The organism is Caulobacter sp. P4_E5 (genome assembly GCF_056401555.1).
The window spans coordinates 1-23,560 of record NZ_JBFUJD010000070.1 but is presented as its reverse complement, the minus strand read 5'-3'; the positions used below and the strand labels follow the sequence as shown (position 1 = coordinate 23,560).

Here is a 23,560-nt window from a genome sequence, read left to right as displayed (position 1 = left end):
GGACGAACCCATGCGAGGAGCAGCGGCGGTCATCGGACTTCTGGCTCTGCTCTTCTCACCGCTCCAGCCCGCGCGCGCCGCCGGCCCATTCTCGAACTGGGCGGCCGTGGTGGTGGCCGGCGATTTTCACGCCCATTCCGGCGGCCCGACCGAGGCCTTCGACAACGCCCGCCGCGACGTGTCCAAAGCCCTGGTCGAGCTGGGTTTCGACAAGACCGCCATCCAGCAATTCTCGGTGCGCCCCAGACGCTATCCCGCCCAGGATCCGGGTCGCGCCGACGCGCGCACGATCCAGGACGCCCTGCGGATCAAGGCCCGGACCGCCAAGGCCGGTTGCCTGTTTTACCTCAGCTCGCACGGCGGCCCCGAAGGAGCGATTCTCGGCGAAGACCTGCTACGGCCGCATCGCCTGGCCGCCCTGCTCGACGAGGCCTGTCCCGATCGACCCAGCGTAGTGGTGATCTCCGCCTGTTTTTCGGGCGTCTTCATTCCGCCGCTGCAGAAGCCCGACCGCCTGGTGTTGACCGCCGCCCGCTCTGATCGCGCTTCGTTCGGCTGCGGCGAGAGCGACAAATACCCGTATTTCGACGACTGTTTTCTGTCGTCTGCGCCCGGCGCGCGCGATTTCGCGGCCCTGGGCGCGGCTGTCCAGGCCTGCGTGGCGCGCAAGGAAAGGGAGACCGGTGCGGAGCCCGCCTCCGAACCCCAGGTCTGGATCGGTCCCGCCCTGCGGCCGATGTTGCCGCTCTACGCGTTCAACAGAACCAAACCAAAGCAGCCTTGACCGGTGATCGGGTTTGACCCTGGCCCCCAGCACGCTACACAAACCTTAGAAGTTTTCCGCTTCACGAAGTTTATCGCTTCACCCAGGGGACATCGTTGACGCGCGTTTCGCCCGCAGCCGCCTTCGCGGCGGCCTTCATGGCCCTTTGGTCCTTGGTCGGATCGGAGGCGCGCGCGCAGGACGCTACAACGCCGCCGCCGTCCGCCAGCGAGCCGGCGCTTAACGCCGCCCCGCGCCCCTATACCAGCCTGCGTCCGCGCCGCGTGCGCAGGATCCCTCGGCCGGCCGCCGCCGCGCCCGTCCGCCCCACGCCCGTGGCCGCCGCGACGCCCGCTCCGGCGACGCCCACGACCGCCCCGTCGCCGGTCTCGGCCGCTGTCGCGCCGATGTCCGGGCCCGAGCTGGAAGCTTTCGTCGACGGCGTCGTCCGCCGCGCCATGAGCCGCGACCACATCGCCGGCGCGACCATCTCGGTGGTCCAGAACGGTCAGGTGGTTCTGAAGAAGGGCTACGGCTTCGCCAATCTCGGCCAGCGCAAGCCGGTCGATCCGGACAAGACCCTTTTCCGTATCGCCTCGATCTCGAAGACGTTCACCTGGRTCGCGCTGATGAACGAGATCGAGTCGGGCCACATGCGCCTCGACGGCCCGGTGAACCTCTACCTGCCCGAGCCGCTGCAGCTGAAGGACCAGGGCAAGAAGACGCCCGTGCGCCTGAAGGACCTGATGACCCACACCGGCGGGTTCGAGGACCGGGCGCTGGGCCAGCTGTTCGAGCGCGACCCGAACCGCGTGCGTTCGCTGGCGGACTATCTGCGCCAGGAGCGTCCGCGCCGGGTGCGCGAGCCGGGCCTGCTGCCCAGCTATTCCAACTACGGCGCGGCCCTGGCCGGCGCGGCGGTCGCCAACGTGGTCGGCAAACCCTACGAGCAACTGGTCAGCGAGGAGATCATCCTGCCGGCCGGGATGAACCACACCACCTTCCGTGAAGCCCGCCCCTGGCGTGACGGCCTGCCCGCGCCGATGTCCGAGACCCTGGCCGCCGACCTGTCGGATGGATTCTCGTGGACGCCGATGGGCTGGAAGACCCAGCCGCGTGAGTTCATGGGCCAGGTCGCGCCCGCGGCCTCGGCCTCCAGCACCGCCGGCGACATGGCGCGCTACATGACCCTGCTGCTGAACGGCGGCGCGATCGACGGCAAGACCATCTTCTCGCCGAAGACGGCCCTAGCCTTCCGCACGCCGATGTACCGCCCGGCTCCCGAGGCCGCCGGCTGGAATGCCGGCTTCCAGGACACGCCCGTACCCGGCGGCCGCCGGGGCTTCGGCCACCAGGGCGCGACGCTGTACTTCTATTCGAACCTGGTGATCGTGCCGGACCTGGGCCTGGGGATCTTCGTCTCGGTCAATACCGACAGCGGCGCGAACCTGCCCGCCACCTTGCCCTCGACGATCGTCGAGCACTTCTACGCCCCCGCCCCGGCCGCGCCGCCGCCCAGCGCCCTGACCTACGACCAGGCCCGGAACTACGAGGGCGACTACCTGACGACTCGTCGCGCTTATCGCGGGCTGGAGGGCTTCACCAACCGCATCATCGGCCGCGCCACCGTGCGCGCCACGCCCGAGGGCCGGCTGACGGTCACCGACGGCGGCGTCAGCACCCTGTTCAACGGCACGGACCATCCCGGCGTGTTCAAGGCCCTGGACGGCGCCCTGACCCTGGTGTTCGACACCAATGGCGACCGTCCCTCGCGCTTCTACGCGGCGCGCGGCTTTTCGACCTATGAACGGATCAGCTTCTTCCGCTCGGCCAGCCTGCTGGCCTGGACTGTCGCGGCAGCCGTCCTGGCCTGCGCGGCCACCATCCTGGGCGTGCTGTTCCGCAATCGTCGCGAGGACCGCCAGACCCCGGTCCAGGCCCGAGCTAGCCAGATGCAGACCATGCAGTCGGTGCTGTGGCTGATCTCGGCCGCCTGCATGGGCATGTTCGCGGCCAAGGCCGCCGACCAGACCACGGTGTTCTTCGGCTGGCCCAGCGGCTGGCTGCTAAGCGGCTCGGCCTGTGCCCTGGTTGCGGCGGTGCTGAGCATCGTGACCTTGGGCGTCCTGCCGATGGTCTGGCGCGGCGGGCGCCGCGTCGACAGCTGGAGCGGGGTCCGCAAGGTGGCCTTCACCTTCACCGCCCTGCTGTTCGTGTTCCTCGCCGTCCTGCTCGGCCTCTGGGGCTATCTGCTGCCCTGGAGCTGATACGCGACCTCATCCCCGTCATTTCCCAACGGCGCCCTGCTTGCAGATCACCGTTCCGGGAGACGAGCGAGGGAGACGCGACGTGTCAAAACTGGACGGTTTGGCGTTTGGGGGAACGGGATTGGCGGCCTGGTCGGCGGCCACCCTGTTTTACGCCGCTTTCGGTGGGGGGCTTCTGGAAAGCGCCTTCTGGTTTTACGCGTTGAATGCGTTCGCGGCCGCTGCAACGGTGACGTTCGCCTTCCAGGCGGTGGCGCGGCTGACTCATACGCCGCGCCGCCGCCGGTTGTTCCCGATGATCCTGTTCTCAACCCCGGGCCTGGTGGCCGGCGCCCTGGTGGTCTCGCGCTACGCCGAGGTGATGCCGACCGGCGATCCGGTCAGCATCGGCCGCTACGGCGCCTTCCTGGCCGTGCTTTACGTGGCCGTGGCGGCTTCAATCTTCGAGCGTGCGCCGCATAAGGTTTGAGGCCAGCTTCCGCACCTGGATGACGATGCGCTCGCGCTCGCCCGGACGGCGCTCGACCAGCAGCCGGGCGACCTGGGCGTCGTCGTGGAAGGCATAGCCCTTGATGGCGTCCAGCAGAGCCTTGGCCAGGTTGTCCAGATCCATCCAGGGCGGCTCGCCGACATAGTCCATGCCGATCTCGACGCTGAACTCACCCCAGGCCGGGCGCGCGCCGCGCCAGGACTTGCGGAAGAACTCGTAGATCAGCGGCTTGTAGTATTTGCCCTGGGTGGTCAGGCCGTCGACCACGATGGTCAGCTCGCCGCCGACTTCGCGGGCGCGGACCTTGCCATGGTGGGTCCAGTCGGGCTCGTCGAGGTCCAGGCTCACGCGCCCATCAACTCCGCCAGCTTCAGCACCGTGTTCCAGTTGCGGGTCGTGCCGACCGGATTGCGCTTGGTCTTCTTCCACTCTCGATCCAGCAGGGAGTCCGCCATGCTGATCGGGAAATCGAGATAGAGCTCGCGTGGCCCGACCGCGAACCGTTCGGGCCCGGCGATCGCGGCCCGCAGCACATCTTCGTCGCCTTGTGGCAGCGGCGTCTTCAGGAAGTTGACGATCACGTGGCTGGGGTGGTCCTGCGCCTCGGCCTTGAACGGATTGGCCTCGACGATCGCCCGCATCTGGGCCGGCGAACGAACCATGAAGTCGGTGCGCAGGCCGATGCGGGCCTCGAGAGCGTTCTCAAGCGCCCGCTCCAGGGCCTCGCCGCCCGCGTGGTCGCCCCACAGCACCAGGTTGCCGCTGGCGAGATAGGTCTTGGCGTCCTTGAAGCCCGTATCGCGGGCTATGCCCAGCAGGTCGTCCTTCAGCACCTTGCGCTTGCCGGTGTTGATCGAGCGTGGCAGCGCGACGAAGACCGCCACCTAGAGCGCCTCGACGCGGACCGCCGCGCCATAGGCCAGGACCTCGGTGATGCCTTCCATGATCTCGGTGGCGTCGTAGCGCATGGCCACGATCGCATTGGCGCCGACCTCCCGGGCGTGGGCGACCAGCAGCTCGTAGGCCTCCTGCCGGGCCGTCTCGGCCAGCTTGGTGTAGATCGACAGGTTGCCGCCGAAGATCGACTGCACGGCCCCGCCGATATTGCCGATGACGCTGCGCGAGCGGACGGTGACGCCGCGCACCAGGCCCAGATGTTCGACGATGCGATAGCCGGCCAGATCGTTGGTGGTGGTGACGAGCATGGGTCCCTCCTGCTGTGTTCGATATAGCGAAGGCTACTTGAAGGCGCCACGGCGTTGCGAACCGGGGCCTCAGGGGCTAGACCGCGCTCGACCGTTTTTCCGGAGATCGCCGCATGACCGCCACGCGCATCGAGACCGACACCTTTGGCCCGATCGAAGTCGCCGCCGACCGCTATTGGGGCGCGCAAGCCCAGCGCAGCCTCGGCAACTTCAAGATCGGCTGGGAGAAGCAGCCCCTGCCGGTCGTCCGCGCCCTGGGCATCGTCAAGCGCGCCGCCGCCGAAACCAACCTGAAGCTCGGCAAGCTGGACGCCAAGATCGCCGAGACGATCATCGCTGCCGCCAACGAGGTCATCGACGGCAAGCTGAACGATCACTTCCCGCTGGTGGTCTGGCAGACCGGTTCGGGCACCCAGTCGAACATGAACGCCAACGAGGTGATCTCGAACCGCGCCATCGAGATGCTAGGCGGCGAGATGGGCAGCAAGAAGCCCGTCCACCCGAACGACCACGTCAATATGAGCCAGTCGTCGAACGACACCTATCCCACGGCCATGCACGTGGCCTGCGCCGAGCAGATCGTCCACGATCTGCTGCCGGCTTTGAAGCACCTGCACGCCGCCCTCGAGGCCAAGACCAAGGCTTGGGCCGACATCATCAAGATCGGCCGCACCCATACTCAGGACGCGACCCCCCTGACCCTGGGCCAGGAGTTCGGCGGCTATACTCAGCAAGTCGCCAACGGCATCGAGCGCATCGAGAGCACCCTGCCCAAGCTGATGCAGCTGGCCCAGGGCGGCACCGCCGTCGGCACCGGCCTGAACGCCCCGATCGGCTTCGCCGAGGGCGTGGCCGAGGCCATCGCCAAGATCACCGGCCTGGACTTCACCACCGCCCCGAACAAGTTCGAGGCCTTGGCCGCTCACGACGCCATGGTCTTCAGCCACGGCGCGATCAACACGGTGGCCGCCAGCCTGTTCAAGATCGCCAACGACATCCGCTTCCTGGGTTCGGGCCCCCGCGCCGGCCTCGGCGAACTGGCCCTGCCGGAGAACGAGCCGGGTTCGTCGATCATGCCTGGCAAGGTCAATCCGACCCAGTGCGAAGCGCTGACCCAGGTTTGCGTGCAGGTGTTCGGCAACCACGCCGCCCTGACCTTCGCCGGCAGCCAGGGCCATTTCGAGCTGAACGTCTTCAACCCGGTGATGGCCTATAATTTCCTGCAGTCGGTGCGCCTGCTGGCCGACGCCGCGGTCAGCTTCACCGACAACTGTGTCGTCGGCATCGAGCCGCGCATCGACAACATCAAGAAGGGCGTCGAGAACAGCCTGATGCTGGTCACGGCCCTGAACGGCAAGCTGGGCTACGACGCCTGCGCCAAGATCGCCAAGACCGCGCACAAGAACGGCACGACCCTGCGCGAGGAGGCCGTCGGCGGCGGCTATCTGACGAACGAGGAGTTCGACCAGTACGTCCGTCCCGAGAAGATGGTCTCGCCGGGCTGACCTTGAGTGCTGCAACTCGTCAGGATCTTTGACGAGCCGCCGGAGGGCTTCGACGACCTGGTCGCCGAGGCCTCCGGCGAAGGCGTGCGCAACATGGCCCGGCTGGCCGAAGGCTGGCAGAGTGGTCTGCGCTTCCAGGACGACGGCGAGGCGCTGTTCGCCGCGTTCCTGGTCGGCGAGTTGGCGGGGATCGGCGGCTTGTCCGTCGAGCCCGCCGCTTCCGAACCGGCCCGCCGCCTGCGCGGGCTCTACGTCCGTCCCGCCATGCGCCGCCGAGGCGTCGCCACCGCGCTGGCCTCGGCCCTGATCCACGAGGGCTTCGACAGCGTCGGGCTGCTGACGGTCAACGCCGCCGCCTCGCCAGCCGCGGGGCCTTTCTGGGAGGCGCAAGGCTTCGTGGCGGACGGGACCGGGCCGTGGACGCACGTGATGCGGCGTGCACCGAACCAAATCAATTCATAGTTGATTTCTCGGCGACGCCCGCCAGACTGACCGCTCCTCTGTGAGCCAGGGACGCGCCATGCTAGTTTCTCATCCCATGGACGCTCCCGACCTCGAACGAGGCATCGACCCGGAATTGCTGGCCCAGGCCGAGCGGCTAGGGATCTCGGTTGCTGGTCTCAGCGAGACCCAGCTTCGCCTGCACCTGCAGAAGGTCTATCCTTCGGGTGGAGAAGAACGCGCGCGCCGTTGGACGGAAGAGAACGCGGACGCGATCAAAGAGCACAATGAGCGCGTCACCCGCCGAGGCCTGATCTCAGATCACTTCAGGCGATGGTAGGTTGCGCCAGTTCGACGCCTACCAAAATCCATCACCGGAAGCGCGTGAGATCGCGCCTTATCTCGTAGTACTCTCCTCGCATCATCTGCGGGACTTCTCGGAGGTCGTCGTCGCGCCGGCGGTCAACGATGCCACGCGGATCGTCAGCGATCTGGAGCTTCCCGTCGAAATCCAAGGCGAAGGCACTGACGCTGCTGATCAGCGAGTTGTTCAGTATCACTGCGACCAGCTTGCGACGGCGGGCGGAAAGCCTGGCCGAGCACGATGACGCCATCCGCCGCGCGCTCGACCGTCTGTTCACCGGCTTCTAGCGCCGCACCACGTCGCGGCCGATCGGGGCCAGGGCGATATAGGCCAGTTGCAGGTCCTTGATGGCGAACGGGATGCCGATGATCGTCACCGCCTCGGCGACGGCGACCAGCACGTGGCCCAGGGCCAGCCACCAGCCGGCCAGGATGAACCAGATCACGTTCAACACGGTTCCCAGCGGACCCGTGCCGACGTCGGAGCGGCCCAGGACCTCGCGGTGGACGATGTCCTTGCCGAACGGCCAGAAGGCGAAGCCGGCGATCCGGAACGCCGCGCCAGCGTAAGGCAGGCCCACGATGGTGATGGCCAGCAGCACCCCGGCCAGCAGCCAGCCCAGTCCCGTGACGAGACCGCCGCAGACGAACCAGAGAACGTTCAGGATGAAACGGATCATGTCTTAGCCCCAATCAGGACCTTCGAGGTCCAGACCCCGTACGTGGCCCCGCCCGATCTCGCTGTGAAGACCGTCAGGCCTGGATTACGCCGAATTCACCGCCGCCGCCGAAGTCCGACGGCCAGCCTTACTTGATCAGCTGCCACTTGCGCGCCCAGCGGCTCTTGCCGATCGGCGCCAGGGCCAGGAGGTAGATCCCGGCGTAGATCACAGCCCCCACACCGATCAGCGCCCAGGACCAGGGACCGGGCATGTGGAGAGCCGGCGCCGTCGTGATCCAGTCGTGGCGCGGGGCGGTGAACTCCAGCCACAGGCCGCCGACCCAGGCCAGGGCGAACAGAGCCACGATCGGATAACGCAGGATCGGGCTGCGTTGGATCAGCAGTACGGTCTGGACGAGGGCCACCAGCACGCCGGCGGCCAGACCCGCCAGCCAGGGCTGCCAGAGCCCCGGAAAGGCCCGCGCCGCCCGCAGACCCGCCCACAGCGGCGCCCACAGGATCGGCCCCAGCATCAGGATGACCAGCACCGCGCCGATCAGCACGCCCAGGCCGCCGCCGATCACCTTGCCTGCCGCCTCGCCGGCCTCATGAGGCCGCACGTTCGGATCGCCGCCGGGGTTTTCCGGCGAGGTCGCGATGACGGTCTGGAGCCTTGGCGAGGGCTGGCCCGGCTTGGTCGGGGGAAGCCCGCCGTAGGATGGCGCTCGCCGGGCCATCAGGCGCGACGGCTGACCGCGAAATCGGCCAGGTCCTCCAGCGCCCCGCGCCAGTCATTGGCCGGGAACACGGCCAGCGCCGCCTTGGCCTTGTCGGCATAGTCGGCGGCCAGGTCCAAGGTGGCGTCCAGCGCGCCCGAGCCGATGATCAGCTCGCGGGCCCGGCGGAAGTCGGCCTCGGTCTGTTCGCGGCGGCCGATGGCGCGCTCCCAGAACTCGGCTTCGCGGGGACCCGAGCGGGCGATGGCCAGCAGCAGCGGCAGGGTCGCCTTGCCTTCGCGGAAGTCGTCGCCGGCGTTCTTGCCCAGGGTCTCGGTCGCGCCGCCATAGTCGAGGGCGTCGTCGGCCAGCTGGAAGGCCAGGCCCAGGTTCAGGCCATAGGTCTTCAGCGCCTCGGCCTTGGCTGCGTCGACCCCGGCCGAGACCGCGCCGGCCTCGGAGGCGGCGGCGAACAGCTCGGCGGTCTTGGCCTGGATGATCTCCAGATAGATCGCCTGCGACAGGTTCAGGTCATGGCTGCGCATCAGCTGCAGCACCTCGCCCTCGGCGATGACGCGGCTGGCGCGGGCCAGGATCTCCAGCGCCTTCATCGAGTTCGTCTCGACCATCAATTCGAAGGCCCGGGCGAACAGGAAGTCGCCGACCAGCACGCTCTGCGCGCCGCCCCAGATCAGGTGGGCGGCGACCTTGCCGCGACGCAGGGCGCTGCCGTCGACGACGTCGTCGTGCAGCAGGGTGGCGGTGTGGATGAACTCGACGGCGGCGGCCAGCTTCAGGCAGTGGTCATTGGCCGAGCCCGCCAGCCGCGCGGCGGCGACCGTCAGCAGCGGCCGCAGGCGCTTGCCGCCCGCCGCGATCAGGTGCTCGGCCAGGGCCGGGATGATCGGCACGTCGCTCTGCATGCGATCGGTGATCAGGCGGTTGACGCCCGCCATGTCGGCCTCGGCGAGGCGCACGAGACGATCCACCGAGCCCGACTTCCGGGGGAGGGTCGCTGCGGCTGCGTCCAAAACCATACTCTCCTTGCGGCCTCCCCTCGCTATTCGGTTCGGCTGGCGAAAGCCGGCTGGGGATGAACCGTTGCGAGGGACAATGGTGGCGGGATAGGTCACGGTCAAGGCGAGCACAAGGCCTAGAAAGCATTGAACGAGACAGGCGTTACCGAGGATCGGGTTCTGGGAGGTCGCGTGCGGCTGCGCCAGAAGCCCGACGGCTACCGGGCCGGCATGGACGCCGCCCTGCTGGCGGCTGCCTGCGACGCCCTGCCCGGCCAGCGTGTGCTGGAGCCCGGCTGCGGAGTCGGCGGGGCCCTGCTGGCGGCCGCGACTCGCCGGCCGCAAGCGATCTTCCAGGGCGTGGAGCGTGATTCCGCCACCGCCGCCCWGGCCGGCGAAAACGCGGCGCTGAACGGCCTAGCCGACCGAGTCGCGGTGCTCGAAGGCGACGTCGAGGCGGGATTCCGCGCCCTGGCCCTGCCCGCCTTCGACGCGGTGATGACCAACCCGCCGTTCTTCGACGACCCCAACGCCCTGCGCGCCCCCACCCCGGCCAAGAGCGGCGCCTGGATGGCCGACGGCGGCCTGGCCGCCTGGACCGGCTTCTGCCTGAAGGCGGCGCGCGAAGGCGGAACGATCACGATCATCCACCGCGCCGACCGCCTGGCCGACATCCTCGCCCTGCTGGCCCCCAAGGCCGGCTCGTTCAAGGTCCGGCCCGTCGCGCCGTTCGCCGACGCCCCGGCCAAGCGGGTGATCGTGCGAGCGATCAAGACCGGCAAGGCCCCGCTGGTCCTGCTGCCGCCATTGGTCCTGCACGACCGCGAGGGCGGCAAGCACTCGGCGGCGGCCGAGGCGATCCTGCGCGGGGAAGCGGATCTGGGGTGGTGAGGGACACGGCTCCGCCGCTTCACGCGGCTGACCGCTGAAGGTGTGAAAGGGACCACGGAGCGCCGGGCGTCGCCCGGAATGTGTGTTTGTAAGTACCGTTTCGACGAAGACCGAACGCTCCGCGTGATCCGTTATCCGGTGAGCCTGCGAGGCGCGGGGTCTTAACCCGCTCCCGCCTTTAGGCCCCCGACGGGCGGAGAGGCTGGCTGCCCCGTCCGGACCGCATGGGCGATTTCAGCCCATGCCTGCTGCGTTCGCCGAACCCTCGCCGCCAGGGCTTTGCCCCATGTTTCAGGGAACCCGCCGCTGGAGCCGCCGCGAAGGCGAGTCTCCTTAAGAGACCCGGCGAATTAAGAGACCCGGCGAACGCTACCCGCTCGACCACCCCTGACAGCCGCCCAAGTCGCCGGCCGGACGTCCCTTTCTAGCCATCAGGTGGGAAGAGTATGGGGGTGGTTTTGAACGCGGATCATTCAGGAGCGCGTAAAAGTGAGAAGCAGTTGAATTCGCTGGGTTCGATCTCGCGARCGCCGGGGATACAGCCCGCTCAATCCCCGTGCCCCTCCCTCCCTCTCTCTGAGAGGGAGGGAGGGGCCCATGCGCAGCATGGGAGGGTGAGAGGTTACACCCTCGGCCGGCGTGCCGGCACATCGCCCGCAACACCGCCAAGATCGTCCAGGGGCTTCGCCTACCCACTCACCCTCCCACCGCTGCGCGGCGGGCCCCTCCCTCTCTCCATGAGAGAGGGGTTTTGGCGCGTGCCTCTTGCGTGAGAAACCCTTCTCCCCCGGAGAAGGAGCCCTCCTTACATCTCACGGCGAGAGGATCGCACCCGACCGGGAGGTCGGCTTGCGACCCGTAGCGGACATACCTTCTTTGCAGCGAAGCTAGTCGCGCTCATCGGTCGGTCGGGCGGTTTGGACTAGCTTCGCTGATGGACGACTGCTGCGCTTAACCGTCTCGATGGCGGATCGCCGTGATTAGCCGCCGAAGATGAAGTCGGCCTTGTAGTAGCCCTTGGCGGGATCGAGGATGTCGATGGCGAACGGCGCCGAGCCGTCCGCCAGATCCGTCAGCCAGGCGTCATTGGACTTCACAATGACGCCCAGGTCGGCCTTTTGGGCTTCGGCCAGCAGCCAGCCGACCATCGCCGCCTTGGTCCCGATACCGTTCGGACCGTCGCCGCCATAGGCCGCGAAATAGTCGACGCGGCTGTCGATCATGGCGTGGATCTTCTCGTCAGTCGGGGCCGCGCCGAAGATCGTCTTGTAGGCCTCGCGGGTGGCGTCGACCATGCTCAGCGACCCGTATTTGGTCGCGAAGGCGTCCTTGCCCTCACCGACCTTGCCCAGGTTGACCGCGAAGTTGATGTAGCGGTTTTCCAGGTTGAACGACTGGTAGTAGGCGCTGTTCAGATTGTTGGCGTTCGGTCCGGTCGGCGAGACCAGATAGTCGATGCCGCCTTCGCTCGGAACCTTGCCGGTGAAGAACTCATAGGCCAGCGAGGCGACCGAGGTCGTGGCCCCGGCGGCGCGAATAGTGGCCGACAAGGCGGCGGTGTCCGTCGCGCCGGCATAGATCTTCAGCTGCAGGTCGGAGGCGAAGCTCGTGTAGGCGCTGGAGCCGCTGCCCGCCCGCAGGATGGACGCGAACGCGGTCTCGATCGCCGGTGACAGCGAGACCGCCAACGCGACGCTCTTGTCAGAGAAGCGCAGGATCTCGATGTGCTCCAGGGTGTCGACGCCGTCGCGGCCGGCGCGCGAGTCTCGGACGATCCATTTGCCGTCCTGACCTTTCTGCCAGACGTACTCGCTGGCGGCGCCCGTGAAGATCGCCGTGTCGACGCCATCTCGGCCGTTCAGCGTGTCGTCACCGCCTAGTCCTTTGAGCTCGTTGGCGGCGCTATTACCCGAGATGATGTCGTTGGCCGCGCCGCCGATCGCATTCTCGATGATCGTCCCGAAGGCGATCGAGACATTGTCAGTCCAGGTGTAGAGGTCGGACTGGACGTCCTTCGATAACCAGACGCTCCAGTCGATCTGCAGGTACTGGGCCTTGTAGTACTTGACCTGGTCCTCGACCGAGAACTGCCCGATGCTCGAGAACGAGCCCGGCTCGAGATCGATCTTCGAGGAACGGGTGTTGGACGAGGCGTCGATCGTGTCCAAACCAGACGCGTCATAGAGGACCCTACCGACCGTAGTGGGCGCGTTCAGGACGTAGACGGTATCGCCCTTGCCGGTCTCCGGATCGGCCCCGTACAGCGCCTGCAGGGCTAAGACGTCATAAAGCTTGGGCGCATCCGACATGATCGAATCGAGGGAGGCTACGGCGTTCGTGCCGGCGCCTTGGACGCTCAGGATGAGCGTAGGGTAGCCCCCGCCTCCGCCCATGTTCGAATAGGGCCATCCCTGATAGTCCGCCGGCAGCAGCGTGCCTGGGTCGTTGGGGTGCGCGAGGCCCAGGGCATGCCCCAGCTCGTGGAGCAGAAGATAGTAGTTTGGGCTCTGCTTCGCGCTGATCCAGATGTCCCCGCCGAACCGCTCGCCCTGGCGCGGACCAAAAGCCCACCCTGCTAGACCCAAGGTGTCGGTCGTGACAGCCGCGCGGATGTCGGCGGTGGTTCCCGGTTCCTGAACCTCCTTAAAGCTCAGGGCGATGTAGGAGTCGTAGGCCGCGACCGCCTTGCGAAAGGCCTCGGCTTCGGTGGCGGTAAGCGCCCTGAAGTCCGTCCGGTAGGGCTCTGAACCCGGCCCATAATCCGTCCAGTCGCTGGCGGTGGTCGGGAAGCCGTAAGTCACGACGGGTAACGCCCAGCCCTCCCGTCCGCGCGTCATCGAGGCGAGGATGTCCTGGACCGTCGGCGTCGCCATGTCTTTTTCCTCAAGAACTGCCTACGCAAAGCCGATCCAAGTCGTTCGGAGCGTGACATGCGATAGTCGTCTTGGAGCTCTACCTTGAGGCGACATCGTCGTACAGCACCGGATAACCACCCGTTGCGGATCTCGCATTGAGGCCTCGAGTCGCCGAGGGTGTGACGATGACGGTTCCTATCGAACGAGTTGGAAGGATCCTTGCCGGGGATGAGGCGGGGCGGTTTGTCGAAGTCCTCGATGACAGCCCCGCTACTCGCGGCTTTCTGATCCTCACTTCACCCGACCCGACGTTCGCGTCGGATTCCTGCTTCGATAACTGGGTCGCGGATCGCGGCGACCTGATCGGCTATTTCCTGGAGGCTGGTTGGAAGATCGAATGGTTGTAGTCGACGTCCGTCAACCACCCGTTGCGGACATTCGGCGGTCGCGCCAATCTCGCCCTTGATGAGTGACATTCTTGAACCTCGCCCATCTCGGCTTGAACTGGTCTGCGCGACGGCGGCGCTTGCAGTGTCTCTTGCAGCGGGCCTCGCTTCGTCAGCCGTTTTCGTCTGGTGGCTTTACGAGGCCGCGACGCATCACGCCGTCCGTGGATCTCGGGGCAAGTGGATAGAACTCGCGGATAGACCCGGCGAGTTCTGGCTTCATGTCGGCCTGATAGCTTTTTGGGCGACCGTTTTGCTGGGCTTCATGACTTGGATCTTCAAGCGGTTGTCCGTCAATGCAGGCTGGGCAGCGGCCGTAACGCAGATGATCCGAAGCTGGCGACTAAAGCGTACCGGCAGCTGAGATCTGCTTCCCCCTTAGCCGCCCTGCCCCCGCCCCCTACTCCGCGTACAGCGCCAGCGCTTGCAGGCACAGCTCCAGCCCGGTCAGGTCGCGCAGCGGGTCCTGGGTCACGATCACGAACAGCCGCCTCGCCTCGCCCCACAGCATGACGGTCTCGGGCAGGCCGTGGTCCTCGATCACGCAGCCGTCGCCGTCGCGCCAGATGCGGTTCTCGTCCAGGGTCGCGCCGAGGATGGTGTCGACGCGGGCCACGTATTCGGCCTGGATCTCGCTGGTGACGTTCAGATAGGCGAAGGTCGGTTTGCCCAGGCCCGCCAGCACCCCGGCCTCGAACACCGCGGCGGTGTCGGCCGAGGGGCCTCGGAACGGGGTCAGGTTGATCACCGCCGCGTCGGCCTGGCGCAATTGCGCCATGCGGCCGGCGTAGAACTGCCGAGCCTCCATCTCGTCGCCGCCCTCGCCCGCCGGCATGCGGGCGGGGGTCAGGGGTTCGAGCCCGGCCTCTAGGCACAGGGCCCGCTGCCGGGCGGCGTGGGCTTCGGCATCGGGGAGCCAGGCCTCGGGGCCGGCGAGCCATAGGGAACGGACAGGACGCATGCGCCTTAGGTCTGGGTCCTGGGGCCTGAAGTCAATGACCGAAGCATTTTCGAGGACGTCCCGTCCTCCAATTGGAGACCGAATGAGGTCTATCGCGCGAAGAACCTTGTTGGCGGCGCCGCTCGCCCTGGCCGCCACGTCCGCGTGGTCGGCCGCCCCGCAGCCCTGGATCGCCTACGAACGCCGCCTGCGCGGCCTGCTGGCCGACCCGCCCGGCGGCGACTTCGACCCGGACTTCGAAGAGACCCTGCTGGACCTCAACAACCTGTTCCGCGGCCGCCAGGGACCGCGCCCGCTGGTCTGGGACAAGGGCCTTGCCCTGGCCGCCCGCGCCCACGCCGCCGACATGGCGGTCACCGAGGTCTTCGACCACCTGACCCGCGAAGGCTATTCCCCGGCCGGTCGGGTCGGCCTGCTGGCCCGCGACCTGGTGGGCGCGCCGGGCGAGAACATCGCCATGCGCCGCAACGCCGCCGGCCCGGTGACGCCCGATCAGATCATGGGCCAGTGGCGCACCAGCCCCGGCCACCGCGCCAACCTGCTGGCTCCGGGCTTCAGCCATGTCGGCTACGGCGTGCTGCGCCAGGGTCCGCGCGTCATCGCGGTCGGGGCCTATGCCGAGGTCGCCGCGCGCCTGGCCGGCCCGGCCCCGCTGCGGGTAGGCTCGGCCGACGAGATCGCCCGGGCCCTGACGAACGCCGCCCCGTCGATCCGCCAGTTCTCGGTGTCCGAGCCTGGCGGCGAGGTGCTGACCACCACCTATGTCGAAGGCCGCCCGCCCAGCGTATTGGCCCCCGGCGCCTGGCAACTGCGCCCGCACCTGTCGTCGGGCGAACACCGCTACGAGGTGGCCTGGGGGCCGGTGTTCGTGCTGGGGTGAGCGTGCCCACGCACATCAAAACACGTGTCATCCCGGAAGCCTCGCAGAGGCTGTCCGGGACCCAGGGGCCAAGCCCAGAGCGGTTGCCCTGGGTCTCGGCTCGGCGCGCTTCGCGCTTGGCCGGGATGACAGCTTTTATTGAGCCACCGCCAGGGTTTCGATGCGGATCGCCACCGCGTCGCCGATGATCCCGGCCGCGCTAGCGCTGCCGAAGGCCTTGCGGCTGACCGTTCCGGTGATGGTGAAGCCGGCCTGCTTCTTCTGATTGTTCGGGGCCGTGCCGATCTTGTTCAGCTTGACGTCCAGGGTGGCCGGCTGGGTCACGCCCATGATCGTCATGTCGCCGGTGACCTTGGCGGTCATGTCCCCGGTCTTTTCGACCTTGGTCGATTTGAAGGTCATGGTCGGGTTCTTGGCCGCGTTCAGCCAGCGCTCGCCCTTGACGTGCTGGTCGCGGGTCGGGTCGGCGGTCAGCAGGCTGTCGACCGTGACCGTGGCCTCGACCCGCGACTTCTCGGGCGCGGCCTCGTCCAGCCAGATCGTGCCTTCCGACTTGGCGAAGATGCCGATCACCGAGGTGAAGCCGAAGCGGTCGACCACGAAGGTAGTCTCGGTGTGGGCCGGGTCCAGCTTGTAGGCGACCTCGGCGGCGAAGGCGGGTGCGGCGGCCGCGGCCAGGGCGGCGCCGGCGATCAGGGTGGCGAGCAGGCGTTTCATCGGGCGTCTCCGTCGCGTCCCCAAGCGGGACCGGAGCGGACTTTTCCAAGCCCCGCCAAACCGCGCAACCCACAAACGAAAAGCCCCCGGCCTTGGGAGGGCCGAGGGCTTCGTGGGATTTTACGCGAGAGTACTGAAGTTCTTGCGGGTCGCGCGATGGCCGCCGAAACCGGCGACCACTTTCGGCTATCGCGCTCCTAGTTTTTCGCTTGGTCGACCAGCTTGTTCTTGGCGATCCAGGGCATCATGCCGCGCAGGCGGCCGCCGACTTCCTCGATCTGGTGCTCGGCCGCGCGGCGACGGGTCGCCTTGAAGCTGGGCTGGCCCACCTGGTTTTCCAGCATGAAGTCACGGACGAACTTGCCCGACTGGATGTCTTCCAGCACGCGCTTCATCTCGGCCTTGGTTTCCGGCGTGATGATGCGCGGGCCGGTGACGTACTCGCCGTACTCGGCCGTGTTCGAGATCGAGTAGTTCATGTTGGCGATGCCGCCTTCRTASATSAGGTCGACGATCAGCTTSAGCTCGTGCAGGCAYTCGAAATAGGCCATTTCCGGCGCRTAGCCGGCTTCCACCAGCRYTTCGAAGCCGGCGCGGAYCAGYTCGACGGTGCCGCCGCACAGMACGGCCTGCTCGCCGAACAGGTCGGTCTCGCACTCTTCGCGGAAATTGGTCTCGATGATGCCCGAGCGGCCGCCGCCGATGGCCGAGGCGTAGGCCAGGCCGAGGTCGAGGGCGTTGCCGGTGGCGTTGTGGTGCACCGCGATCAGGCAGGGCACGCCACCGCCCTTCTGGTACTCGCCGCGCACGGTGTGACCCGGGCCCTTCGGCGCAACCATCAGGACGTCGATGGTGTCCTTCGGCTCGATCAGGCCGAAGTGGACGTTCAGGCCGTGGGCGAACAGCAGGGCCGCGCCGTCGCGGATGTTGGGGGCGATCTCGTTCTTGTAGATCGCCGCCTGGTGCTCGTCGGGCGCCAGGATCATGATCAGGTCGGCCCAGGCGGCGGCGTCGGCCACCGTCATGACCTTCAGGCCCTCGCCTTCGGCCTTCTTGGCGGTCGGCGAGCCGGCGCGCAGGGCGACGGCGACGTTCTTGATGCCCGAGTCACGAAGGTTGAGAGCGTGGGCGTGGCCTTGGCTGCCGTAGCCTACAATAGCGATCTTCCGGTCCAGGATGCGGGCGATGTCGGCGTCGCGGTCGTAGTAGACGCGCATGTTTTTTCTCCAGGACTGGTCAATCAGGGTCGCCCGGCGCAACGGCGGAGCGACAAAGGCCGGGCGTTTGAGCGTTTTTTTGCCGTTTCGTCAAGGTGAAGCCGACAGAACGCCGAAATGCAAAAGCCTTCGCGGCCACGTTTTAAGCGCTCGCGCGTTCGTTCGCCATGTCCGTGCTTGACCTGGACGGCCCGGAGCCGCCGATCGTCCCGCCCCAGCCCATCGAGCAGCGCCCTCTGCGCGTCCTGATCGTCGCCGGGTCGCAGCGCCGCCACAACAGCTGCCCGGGCCTGGATTCCAAAGCCCGGGCCCTGATGCTGCGGATGGCGGCGAGGATGCCGCCCGGCTGGCAGGTCGACACCGAGGACCTGGGCAACCAGCACGGCAAGCCCAAGATCCAGGCCTGCAACGCCTGTGTCAGCTCGTCGATGGCGCTCTGCGTGTGGCCCTGCAACTGCTACGGCCCGCGCTCGACCACACAGCCGGACCTGATGTGGGACCTGGACCTCTATGGCCGCCTGGCCCGCGCCGACGCCTGGGCGTTCGTAGGGCCGACCAACTGGTATGGGCCCAGCTCGAACTTCAAGCTGATGTTCGACCGCCTGGTCTGCGCGGCGGGCGGCAATCCGCGCCCCGACCTGATCGACAAGAAGGACACGCTGAAGGCCCAGGCCCTGGAGCGCTCGCCCGAATGGCGGCGGCTGACCAAGAACCACCTGGAGGGCCGCACGGCCGGCTTCTTCACCTATTGCGACGGCGGGGCCAACGAGATCGGCGACGACGGCCGGCCCAAGCTGGTCCAGCACAAGGCCTGGTTCGATCCGTCCGAGGAGCCCTATCAYGACGAGCGCCTGGCCTATCAGGGCTTGGTCTGGCAGTGCCGCTACAGCGGGATCGAGGTGCCGGACGAGCTGTGGGTGGCGGGTGATTTCGGCGAGGGCGTTCCGTACGCCGATGACCAGATCGAGGACATGATGGCCGATGTCGAGGGCCTGAAACCGTTCGACGCCTGGGCCAGCGCTCTCATCCGCCACGTCGAGCGCAAGGGCGTCGTGGCGACCAAGGACGACGAGCGGGCGGCGAAGTCGACGACGAACGTGTGAGGGTCGCCCTATCCTGTCATCCCGGCCGCAGCGGAGCGGAGAGCCGGGACCGCCACAAGCTCAGCGCTTCCGGTGGTCCCGGATAGCCTCTGCGAGGCTTCCGGGATGACACGGGTTTTTAGAGCCCTACCCTCGCAGCTCCAGCCCGTTGCCGTCGGGATCCCGCAGATAGATCGAGGTCGACGGGCCCGAGGCCCCGAGGCGCTCGCCCTCCTCGCCCAGCGCGACGCCCTTGGCGCCTCCTCGAGTTTTCGCCGATATGGGCGCGGCTAGGCCCGGCGGAAGGGGAACGCGGCGCGCAGGGCCGGGTCGCGCAGCCACAGGCCGCCCCACAGGAACAGACCCAGATAGATCGAGAACAGTTCGTGGCTGTACAGCGGGTTCTCGACCCGCACCTGGGTGGCCATGGCTCCGCCCAGCAGGCCGGTCATCAGCACCGCGCCCAGAAGCGACGTGCGCGGGAAGAGATAGAGCGCCAGGAAGGTCAGCTCCATCAGGCCGATCATCAGGACGTAGTCAGGTTTCCATCCCAGCGCGACCAGGGTCTGGGCCGCCACGGGCATGCCCAGCAGCTTAGGCGCGATGGACGCGCCCAGCATGAAGAGGGCGAAAAGGCCCGTCAGGACGCGGCCGGTCCACACCAGGGGCGAAGCTTTCATCGGGTCTTCCTCCTTCGGGCGGAACATCCGCCTTCGGGCCTAGGACGGCCGAACCGCGCCCTGACCGACATCGCGATGAAAGAAATTCGATGAACGCCACGAGAGGTATCCCCCAAAAGGGAACGGGCGGGCCTCGAAGGAGACCCGCCCGCCAGATTTTACCAGAAGAGGTCGTAGTAGACGCTCAGGACCTGGCCGCTCCAGACGTCGACCAGGATGGCGTTGTCGCCGACCCGGACCCATTCGCAGCCGATCGGCGGCTGCGGCAGGTCGTACTGGAACCAGTCCAGATAGTACGGGCTGGAGTACCAGCCGCCCGGCAGGTAGTCGCCGAACGACCAGCTGCGCACGTACCAGCCGCGCGGATAGCGATAGGCCGGGGCGCGGTAGCGCTGCGCGGAGCGGAAGCTCGGACGGTAGTGGTTGCGGTCATATTGCGGACGGCCCCGGTCGCGGTCGCGATACTGGCCATGGCCCGGACGGCGGTCGTTGCGGTCCCAGCCGCCGCGGTTGTCGTTGCGGTCGTTGCGATCCCAACCGCCCGGACGGCTGTCGTTGCGGCCGTCGCGGTCGTTCCGGTCCCAGCCGCCGCGATTGCCGTCGCGGTTCCAGTCGCCCCGATCGCGGCCGTCATGGCCGCCTCGGCTCCAGTCGCGGCCGCCGTTATTCTGCTGCTGCTGCTGCTGTTGTTGAGGCTGAGGCTGCTGTTGGGGACGGTCGCCCCGGTTCCAGCCACTGCCATTGCCGTCGGGTCGGCCGCCGCGGTCACCCCGGTCACCCCGGTTCCAACCGCTGCCGCCGTTCTGCTGGGCCTGGGGCTGCGCTTGAGGCTGGGGCTGCGGACGCTCGCCGCCGCCCCGGTTCCAGCCGCCGCCGCGATCACCGCCCCGGTCACCGCGATCACCGCCGCCCCGATCACCGCCCCGGTCGCCGCGATCGCCGCCGCCGCGATCGCCTCGCTCACCGCCACGATCGCCTCGAGGACCACCGTCCCCGCGCTGCTCGCGCTGCGCCTGCGCCTGTTGCTGCTGCTGCGCGGCCACCGCGCCGGCGGCCCCGGCTTCAGCGGCCGCGCCGCCCAGCAGGGAAAGCAGCATGGCGGTGGTGATCAGACGTTTCATTTCTTGCTCCGAAGGGCCTTGAAGCGCGGCCCGGGCTTGTCCCTTGATAGCAAACTCGGACTCACCGGATGAACCGGGCTTGAACGGACTTCACGAGGGCCTTCGATGACCGCGCACCCTAACGACGTCGTCAGCTTCTGGCGCAAGGCCGGCCCGAAAAAATGGTTCGCCAAGGACCACGCCTTCGATGCCGCCATCGCCCTGAAGTTCGAGCAGACCCACTACCGCGCCTCGATGCGGCGCTATGACAAATGGGCGGAGACGCCCGAAGGCGCGCTGGCCCTGCTGATCCTGCTCGACCAGTTTCCGCGCAACATGTACCGCAAGACGCCGCACGCCTTCGCGACCGACCCGCTGGCCCGGATGTTCGCCCGTGCCGCCATCGCCGCCGGCCACGACCACGACCCGATCATCTCGGCCGACCTGCGGCCGTTCTTCTATCTGCCGTTCGAGCACTCCGAATCCCTGGTCGACCAGGAGTTCAGCGTCCAGCTGTTCGCCTCGCTGCAGGCCGACACCGGCGACGAGGAGTCGATGAAGTACGCGCTGATCCATCGCGACATCATCGCCAGGTTCGGCCGCTTTCCGCACCGCAATAGCGGGCTTGGTCGCGAAACGACGCCCGCCGAACAGGAATTTCTGGACGAAGGCGGTTTCGCGGGCTAGGCGATTTCGCTCAATCCTGGCGCGACTTTCGGCGTCGGACTGCTTTCGCCGGCCTCGGCCGGCGCCGTTCGGGGAACATCGAGAATGACAGCCTTTCGCCGCGCGCTGACCGCTGGTCTGGCGCTGATCGTCCTGACTCCGGAAGTCGGCTTCGCCCAGGCCAAGGCCAGCAAGGGCCAGCAGATGCAGACCCAGGCCTCGGCCGAGGTCCCGCATTGCTCGCGCAAGCTGGGCACGCTGTCGATCGTCGACGGCGACGATTCCAGCGGCTGGACCCAGTACAACCTGGCCTCGCCGCAGAAGGTGCTGCGCGCCATCGTCCAGCGCTCGGGCTGCTTCAACCTAGTCGATCGCGGCGCGGGCCTCAGCGCGGCCGAGAAGGAACGCGCCATCGGCGGCAATCTCGGCCTGCAGCGCGGCTCCAACGTCGGCCAGGGCCAGGTGAAGGCGGCCGACTACGTGCTGGTCGCCGAGGTCCAGGGTCGCGACAGCAACGCCGGCGGCGGCGCGGTGGCCGGCGCGATCGGCGGCCTGATCGGCGGTCGCGTCGGCGGCCTAGTCGGCGGCATCAAGACCAAGAAGCTGGAAGCCAACACCGTCCTGTCGCTGACCAACGTCCGCACCACCGAGACCACGTCGGTAGCCGAAGGCTATGCGGTCAAGAACGACATCGGCTGGGGTGTGGGCGGCGGCATCGGCTGGGGCGGCGCGGTCGGCGGCGGCTACGAGGACACCGAGATCGGCCGCATTGTCACCCTGTCGTTCATCAATGCCTATTCGAAGATGATCGGCGACCTGGGCCTGCTGTCCGACAGCGCTCCGGCCGCGGTCGCCGCGCCGTCCAAGACCTTCGTGGCCACCCGCGTCACCAACCTGCGCGCCGCCCCGCTGGCCGCCGGCAAGCTGATCCGCGCCCTGCCCGCCGGCGCGATCGTCTATCCCACCGGCAAGAAGCAAGAGCTGTGGTGGGAAGTGGCCGACGAGAACGACAACGTCGGCTGGGTGCTGAACACGGCGCTGGAACCAGGGAAGTAGGCGATCAGGAAAGCCTCCCTTCCCCCTTGCGGGGAAGGGTCGGGGATGGGGGTGTCGCTCCGACGTGGCCAACGTCAACGCTGACACCCCCACCCCTGCCCCTTCCCCGCAAGGGGGAGGGGTTCTAGCGCGAGGATAACTGACGCCGCCCTGTGGACGCTTGCGCACGCCGCGGTGTTCAACGCCCCGATTCGCCGTCACAATCGCGCACCATGACCACCGCCGTCCTCGCTCCCGCCAAAGYCGCCGCCGACCATCCCGAGCGGCAATATCTGGCCCTGCTCGCCGACATCCTGGCGAACGGCGTCCAGCGCGGCGACCGCACAGGCACCGGCACGCTCGGCGTGTTCGGCCGGCAGATCCGCTTTGACCTGGCCAAGGGCTTCCCGGTCCTGACCACCAAGAAGCTGCACCTGCGCTCGATCTTCATCGAGCTGCTGTGGTTCCTGAAGGGCGACACCAACATCGCCTACCTCAAGGACAACGGCGTGCGCATCTGGGACGAGTGGGCCGACGAGAACGGCGACCTCGGCCCGGTCTACGGCAAGCAGTGGCGCTCGTGGGCCGCGCCCGACGGCCGGGTGATCGACCAGATCGCCAACCTGGTCGAGAACCTGAAGACCAATCCCAACAGCCGCCGCCACATCGTCTCGGCCTGGAACCCGGCCGACGTCGACGACATGGCCCTGCCGCCCTGCCACTGCCTGTTCCAGTTCTTCGTGGCTGACGGCAAGCTGAGCTGCCAGCTCTATCAGCGCAGCGCCGACGTGTTCCTAGGGGTGCCGTTCAACATCGCCAGCTACGCCCTGCTGACCCTGATGGTCGCCAAGGTGGTCGGCCTGGAGCCGGGCGAGTTCGTCCACACCTTCGGCGACGCCCACCTCTATCTGAACCACCTGGACCAGGCCCGCGAGCAGCTGACCCGCGAACCCTTCCCGTTCCCGACCTTGAAGATCGCCGACAAGCGCGACCTGTTCGGGTTTGAGTACGAGGACTTCACTCTGGAAGGCTACCAGGCCCATCCGCATATCAAGGCCGAGGTTTCGGTTTGATCCCTCTGGCCCTCGTCGTCGCCCGCGCCGCCAATGGCGTGATCGGTCGTGACGGCGACCTGCCCTGGCGGCTGAAGTCGGACCTGGCCCTGTTCAAGGCCACCACCCTGGGCAAGCCGGTGATCATGGGCCGCAAGACCTGGGACAGCCTGCCCCGCAAGCCCCTGCCCGGCCGCATGAACCTAGTCCTGTCGCGCGACGGCTCGTTCGCGCCCGAGCAGGCCGTGGTCTGCGAAAGCTTCATGGAAGCCGTGCAGATGGCCCGCGAGCAAGCCGAGGATGACGGCGCCGAAGAGGTCTGCGTGATCGGCGGCCGCAGCCTGTTCGAGGCGGCGATGGGCAAGGCCAAGCGGCTCTACCTGACCGAGGTGGACGCCACGGTCGACGGCGACGTGACCTTCCCCGACTTCGACGAGGCGGCTTGGACCGAGGTCCGCCGCGAGGAACACCCCGCCGGCGAAGGCGATGACCACGCCTTCGTGTTCCGGGTGCTGGAGCGGCGCTAGGCCCTAGACCCTGTCATCCCGGAC

General features: G+C 67.7%; 27 protein-coding genes. 15 read left to right on the top strand and 12 right to left on the bottom strand.

Annotation, left to right across the window (positions count from 1 at the left end):
- The first annotated feature begins 10 nt into the window (after nt 1-10).
- The 3 genes from AC1DSO_RS19060 to AC1DSO_RS19050 all read left to right on the top strand — a co-directional run bounded on the left by AC1DSO_RS19060 (nt 11) and on the right by AC1DSO_RS19050 (nt 3,499).
- Nucleotides 11-784 carry a C13 family peptidase gene (locus AC1DSO_RS19060; protein WP_477070308.1) on the top strand — a complete coding sequence of 258 codons (774 nt, stop codon included), beginning with the start codon at nt 11-13 and terminating at the stop codon, nt 782-784.
- Between the two features lie 137 nt (nt 785-921).
- Entirely contained in the window at nt 922-3,030 is a 2,109-nt protein-coding gene (locus AC1DSO_RS19055) for a serine hydrolase domain-containing protein (RefSeq protein ID WP_477070319.1), read from the top strand.
- 82 nt (nt 3,031-3,112) lie between these two features.
- On the top strand, nt 3,113-3,499 hold the full coding sequence (locus AC1DSO_RS19050; protein ID WP_477070318.1) for a hypothetical protein: 387 nt from the start codon (nt 3,113-3,115) through the stop codon (nt 3,497-3,499).
- Here AC1DSO_RS19050 and AC1DSO_RS19045 read toward each other — a convergent pair.
- The 3 genes from AC1DSO_RS19045 to AC1DSO_RS19035 are packed head-to-tail and all read right to left on the bottom strand — an operon-like array spanning nt 3,467 to nt 4,725.
- Nucleotides 3,467-3,907: a RusA family crossover junction endodeoxyribonuclease gene (locus AC1DSO_RS19045; protein WP_477070317.1), complete on the bottom strand. Its 441-nt coding sequence runs from the start codon at nt 3,905-3,907 to the stop codon at nt 3,467-3,469. The two genes, AC1DSO_RS19050 and AC1DSO_RS19045, sit on opposite strands and share 33 nt — an antisense overlap.
- The gene (locus AC1DSO_RS19040; RefSeq protein WP_477070307.1) at nt 3,865-4,404 is read right to left on the bottom strand and encodes a DUF1697 domain-containing protein; all 540 of its coding nucleotides are present in this window, start codon (nt 4,402-4,404) and stop codon (nt 3,865-3,867) included. The genes AC1DSO_RS19045 and AC1DSO_RS19040 overlap by 43 nt, the downstream gene beginning before the upstream one ends.
- Nucleotides 4,405-4,725, bottom strand: coding sequence for a YbjQ family protein (locus AC1DSO_RS19035; RefSeq protein ID WP_477070306.1), 321 nt, complete (start codon nt 4,723-4,725; stop codon nt 4,405-4,407). It abuts the gene before it with no gap.
- A 113-nt stretch (nt 4,726-4,838) separates the two neighbouring features.
- On the opposite strand from AC1DSO_RS19035, the gene fumC reads away from it, so the two are divergent.
- From fumC to AC1DSO_RS19015, 4 genes are all read left to right on the top strand, one after another.
- Nucleotides 4,839-6,230, top strand: a complete 1,392-nt coding sequence (gene fumC, locus AC1DSO_RS19030) for a class II fumarate hydratase (protein WP_477070305.1) — start codon at nt 4,839-4,841, stop codon at nt 6,228-6,230.
- Between the two features lie 6 nt (nt 6,231-6,236).
- The gene (locus AC1DSO_RS19025) at nt 6,237-6,692 is read left to right on the top strand and encodes a GNAT family N-acetyltransferase (RefSeq protein WP_477070304.1); all 456 of its coding nucleotides are present in this window, start codon (nt 6,237-6,239) and stop codon (nt 6,690-6,692) included.
- A 76-nt stretch (nt 6,693-6,768) separates the two neighbouring features.
- Entirely contained in the window at nt 6,769-7,011 is a 243-nt protein-coding gene (locus AC1DSO_RS19020) for a type II toxin-antitoxin system CcdA family antitoxin (protein ID WP_477070303.1), read from the top strand.
- Nucleotide 7,012: 1 nt separating this feature from the next.
- Nucleotides 7,013-7,279, top strand: a complete 267-nt coding sequence (locus tag AC1DSO_RS19015; protein ID WP_477070302.1) for a hypothetical protein — start codon at nt 7,013-7,015, stop codon at nt 7,277-7,279.
- 39 nt (nt 7,280-7,318) lie between these two features.
- Here the strand turns inward: AC1DSO_RS19015 and AC1DSO_RS19010 are convergent, their stop codons facing one another.
- From AC1DSO_RS19010 to AC1DSO_RS19000, 3 genes are all read right to left on the bottom strand, one after another.
- Complete coding sequence (locus tag AC1DSO_RS19010) at nt 7,319-7,714, bottom strand: YccF domain-containing protein (RefSeq protein ID WP_477070301.1); 396 nt, start codon at nt 7,712-7,714, stop codon at nt 7,319-7,321.
- Nucleotides 7,715-7,841: 127 nt separating this feature from the next.
- A complete protein-coding gene (locus tag AC1DSO_RS19005; RefSeq protein ID WP_477070300.1) occupies nt 7,842-8,432 on the bottom strand; it encodes a hypothetical protein in 591 nt (196 codons plus the stop codon).
- Complete coding sequence (locus AC1DSO_RS19000) at nt 8,432-9,442, bottom strand: polyprenyl synthetase family protein (RefSeq protein WP_477070316.1); 1,011 nt, start codon at nt 9,440-9,442, stop codon at nt 8,432-8,434. Before AC1DSO_RS19000 ends, AC1DSO_RS19005 begins: the two co-directional genes overlap by 1 nt.
- A 132-nt stretch (nt 9,443-9,574) precedes the next feature.
- Between AC1DSO_RS19000 and AC1DSO_RS18995 the strand changes: the two genes are divergently transcribed.
- Nucleotides 9,575-10,318: a tRNA1(Val) (adenine(37)-N6)-methyltransferase gene (locus AC1DSO_RS18995; protein WP_477070299.1), complete on the top strand. Its 744-nt coding sequence runs from the start codon at nt 9,575-9,577 to the stop codon at nt 10,316-10,318.
- A gap of 980 nt (nt 10,319-11,298) precedes the next feature.
- On the opposite strand, the gene AC1DSO_RS18990 is transcribed toward AC1DSO_RS18995, so the two are convergent.
- Nucleotides 11,299-13,191, bottom strand: coding sequence for a M10 family metallopeptidase C-terminal domain-containing protein (locus AC1DSO_RS18990; RefSeq protein WP_477070298.1), 1,893 nt, complete (start codon nt 13,189-13,191; stop codon nt 11,299-11,301).
- A gap of 167 nt (nt 13,192-13,358) precedes the next feature.
- Between AC1DSO_RS18990 and AC1DSO_RS18985 the strand changes: the two genes are divergently transcribed.
- Nucleotides 13,359-13,580 carry a hypothetical protein gene (locus AC1DSO_RS18985; RefSeq protein ID WP_477070297.1) on the top strand — a complete coding sequence of 74 codons (222 nt, stop codon included), beginning with the start codon at nt 13,359-13,361 and terminating at the stop codon, nt 13,578-13,580.
- 439 nt (nt 13,581-14,019) lie between these two features.
- On the opposite strand, the gene AC1DSO_RS18980 is transcribed toward AC1DSO_RS18985, so the two are convergent.
- A complete protein-coding gene (locus AC1DSO_RS18980; protein WP_477070296.1) occupies nt 14,020-14,580 on the bottom strand; it encodes a nucleoside 2-deoxyribosyltransferase in 561 nt (186 codons plus the stop codon).
- A gap of 82 nt (nt 14,581-14,662) precedes the next feature.
- Here AC1DSO_RS18980 and AC1DSO_RS18975 point away from each other — a divergent pair, with 82 nt between their 5' ends.
- A complete protein-coding gene (locus AC1DSO_RS18975) occupies nt 14,663-15,460 on the top strand; it encodes a CAP domain-containing protein (protein WP_477070295.1) in 798 nt (265 codons plus the stop codon).
- Nucleotides 15,461-15,595: 135 nt separating this feature from the next.
- Here AC1DSO_RS18975 and AC1DSO_RS18970 read toward each other — a convergent pair whose 3' ends face one another.
- Nucleotides 15,596-16,177, bottom strand: coding sequence for a YceI family protein (locus tag AC1DSO_RS18970; protein ID WP_477070294.1), 582 nt, complete (start codon nt 16,175-16,177; stop codon nt 15,596-15,598).
- A gap of 197 nt (nt 16,178-16,374) precedes the next feature.
- Nucleotides 16,375-17,394, bottom strand: coding sequence for a ketol-acid reductoisomerase (ilvC, locus tag AC1DSO_RS18965; RefSeq protein WP_477070293.1), 1,020 nt, complete (start codon nt 17,392-17,394; stop codon nt 16,375-16,377).
- 167 nt (nt 17,395-17,561) lie between these two features.
- On the opposite strand from ilvC, the gene AC1DSO_RS18960 reads away from it, so the two are divergent.
- Nucleotides 17,562-18,497 (top strand): NAD(P)H-dependent oxidoreductase, encoded by a 936-nt coding sequence (locus tag AC1DSO_RS18960; protein WP_477070292.1) that lies wholly within the window; start codon nt 17,562-17,564, stop codon nt 18,495-18,497.
- A gap of 269 nt (nt 18,498-18,766) precedes the next feature.
- Here AC1DSO_RS18960 and AC1DSO_RS18955 read toward each other — a convergent pair whose 3' ends face one another.
- Together AC1DSO_RS18955 and AC1DSO_RS18950 are read right to left on the bottom strand one after the other, a co-directional pair.
- The gene (locus AC1DSO_RS18955; RefSeq protein ID WP_477070291.1) at nt 18,767-19,156 is read right to left on the bottom strand and encodes a DoxX family protein; all 390 of its coding nucleotides are present in this window, start codon (nt 19,154-19,156) and stop codon (nt 18,767-18,769) included.
- Nucleotides 19,157-19,314: 158 nt separating this feature from the next.
- A complete protein-coding gene (locus AC1DSO_RS18950; protein ID WP_477070290.1) occupies nt 19,315-20,277 on the bottom strand; it encodes an RcnB family protein in 963 nt (320 codons plus the stop codon).
- Nucleotides 20,278-20,382: 105 nt separating this feature from the next.
- Here AC1DSO_RS18950 and AC1DSO_RS18945 point away from each other — a divergent pair, with 105 nt between their 5' ends.
- From AC1DSO_RS18945 to AC1DSO_RS18930, 4 genes are all read left to right on the top strand, one after another.
- The gene (locus AC1DSO_RS18945) at nt 20,383-20,943 is read left to right on the top strand and encodes a DUF924 family protein (protein ID WP_477070289.1); all 561 of its coding nucleotides are present in this window, start codon (nt 20,383-20,385) and stop codon (nt 20,941-20,943) included.
- 84 nt (nt 20,944-21,027) lie between these two features.
- Nucleotides 21,028-21,978: an SH3 domain-containing protein gene (locus AC1DSO_RS18940; protein ID WP_477070288.1), complete on the top strand. Its 951-nt coding sequence runs from the start codon at nt 21,028-21,030 to the stop codon at nt 21,976-21,978.
- Nucleotides 21,979-22,190: 212 nt separating this feature from the next.
- Nucleotides 22,191-23,030 carry a thymidylate synthase gene (locus tag AC1DSO_RS18935; protein ID WP_477070287.1) on the top strand — a complete coding sequence of 280 codons (840 nt, stop codon included), beginning with the start codon at nt 22,191-22,193 and terminating at the stop codon, nt 23,028-23,030.
- Nucleotides 23,027-23,536 (top strand): dihydrofolate reductase, encoded by a 510-nt coding sequence (locus tag AC1DSO_RS18930; protein WP_477070286.1) that lies wholly within the window; start codon nt 23,027-23,029, stop codon nt 23,534-23,536. The genes AC1DSO_RS18935 and AC1DSO_RS18930 overlap by 4 nt, the downstream gene beginning before the upstream one ends.
- Nucleotides 23,537-23,560: the final 24 nt, after the last annotated feature.